The organism is Actinosynnema sp. NPDC023658 (genome assembly GCF_040639995.1).
GTDB lineage: Bacteria > Actinomycetota > Actinomycetes > Mycobacteriales > Pseudonocardiaceae > Actinosynnema.
On the sequence record NZ_JBFAAX010000955.1, the window covers coordinates 1 to 2066 of the forward strand.

Sequence of the window (2066 nt, forward strand, 5' to 3'; positions counted from 1 at the left end):
CTGGAGACCACCACCGAGTCCGCGCCGGACTGGCGGAGCAGGTGCTCGTTCTCCCGCTCCCGCACCGACGCGACGATCTGGGCCTCCGGCGCCTGGGCCCCCGAAGGCCTGGAAGAAGAAGTTGTGCGTGCCGACGCAGTAGGGGCACTGGTTGACCTTGGACGTCCACGCGGCGATCAGCTCGCGCGTCGCCCGCGGCATGATGCCGGTGATGAACATGCCCTTGTAACCGGCCACGACACCTTCGAGCAGGTCCGGCCGGGTGGACAGCAGGCGGAACATGTCCGGCACGAACGGCAGGTTGGTGTTGCTCTTGATGTCGGCGTACAGCTCGGCGAGGCGGCCTTCGGCCTGACCCTCCTCGACCAGCGGGACCCGGACGTGGGTGGTTGCGTCCATGCTCGACTCACCTTTCGACAGCGGTTGGAACGTCACGAGGGATGTTGCGGCGTCGCAGGACCGGGATGGCTTCGGCCTGGAAGTCGAGGTCGGAGTCGAAACCCTTGATCATGCCCTCGATGACGAGGAGCGAGAGCAGGGGGAAGGCGAACTCCGGTGCGGGGAACAGCCCGAACCGCCGTTGCAGGTCGAACAGGCGGCCGGCGAAGCGGGCCAGGTCGAAGTCCCCGGACTTCGCGCCCGAGGTCTCCGACACCAGCTCCCCGAGGGCGGTGCGGAAGCCCTCCAGGTCGCAGTCGTCGGCGATCTCGGCCGCGCTCTCGATGACGATCTGGGCGCACATCCAGCCGTCGCCCATGGCCATGTTGATGAAGAAGTCCGCGAACGACCGGCGCACCGGGTCGGGCAGCTGGATGACGAAGCCGGCGTCCAGCATCACCAGGTCGGCGTTGAGGTCGAAGTAGAGGTTGCCGGGGTGCAGGTCGCAGTGGACCAGGCCGTCGATGAACAGCATCTCGTAGACCGTGCCCAGCACCGCGCGCTGCACCGAGCGCCGCGTGTCGAGGTCCAGCTCACCGGGCTCGAAGCGCCGGAGGTCGCTGACGAACTCCATGACGACGGTCTCGGCGGTGCACAGGTCGAGCAGCGGCGCGGGGATGGTCACGTTGCGGGTGCTGCCGGCCAGGTTGGTCCGCAGCGCGCTCAGCGACGCGGCCTCGGCCGCGAAGTCGAGCTGCCGCAGGATCGCGCCGCCGACCTGGCCGTGCATGAGCTTGAACGGCATCTTGCGCAGCTTCGGCACCATGCTCATGAGGCTCATCGCGGAGGCGGTCAGCGTGAAGTCCTGCCACATGACCCGCTCGATGCCGGGACGCCGCACCTTGACCGCCACGTGGCGGCCGTCCAGCGTCACCGCCTCGTGCACCGTCGCGATGCTGCCGGACGCGACCGGCGTCCAGTCGAAGTCCTGGAACGGCCACGGCCGGTCGCGGTAGGCCTCGCGCACGGCCCGCTCGATCCGCCGCCTGCCCGGAGGCGAGGCGCCGTCGGTGAGCCGGCCCAGCGGGGTGGTCACCTCGTCCGGCAGCAGGTCGCGCCGGGTGCTCAGCAGTTGGCCGATCTTGATGTAGGAGGGTCCGAGGCGGGTCAGCATCCTGACCCACCGGTCGCCGTCGCGCAGGCCCCGTCCGTCCTTGGACCGACGGAAGCGCGCGCCGACCGCGGAGCCCGCGATGACCACGCCGTAGCAGGACACGATGACGCCGACCCACGCGCAGCGCAGCACCAAGCCGGGCAGCCGGCCCAGGCGGCCAGTGATCTTGTTCAACCCCGCCCCCTGTCATGGGATTCGACCGGGCGGCACGGCGCCGCCCGCCCCGATGGTGTCGACGCCGGTGAAGCGCCGACTACTCCCTCCGTGCTTCGCGCGAGTGAACCGCTGGGCAATGGCGCGGGCCCGGCCCGGCTGCCGGCACGAATGGTCATCGCGGATGGCCGCCTTTCCGGAGGGAACCTCGACTGAAGCATTACACCGTTACGGGACGGTGTCACTCTTCTCGTACGTTGCTTTTCGGACCGGGTGCGGCGGAGTCCGGGGCGGACGGTGCGCGCCGGTCGGTTCCCACGGGCGGGGTGGGCGAAGCGCGGGGAACAAGTGTGTTAACACG

At 69.6% G+C, this 2066-nt stretch carries 1 protein-coding gene and 1 pseudogene; both read right to left on the minus strand.

Features of this window, described 5'->3' with window-relative positions; genetic code table 11:
* Nucleotides 1-132: 132 nt before the first annotated feature.
* A pseudogene (locus AB0G02_RS36860) lies at nt 133-399 on the minus strand (peroxidase); the annotation flags it as partial.
* Between the two features lie 7 nt (nt 400-406).
* Nucleotides 407-1726 (minus strand): AarF/UbiB family protein, encoded by a 1320-nt coding sequence (locus tag AB0G02_RS36865; RefSeq protein ID WP_360804127.1) that lies wholly within the window; start codon nt 1724-1726, stop codon nt 407-409.
* Between the last annotated feature and the right edge of the window lie 340 nt (nt 1727-2066).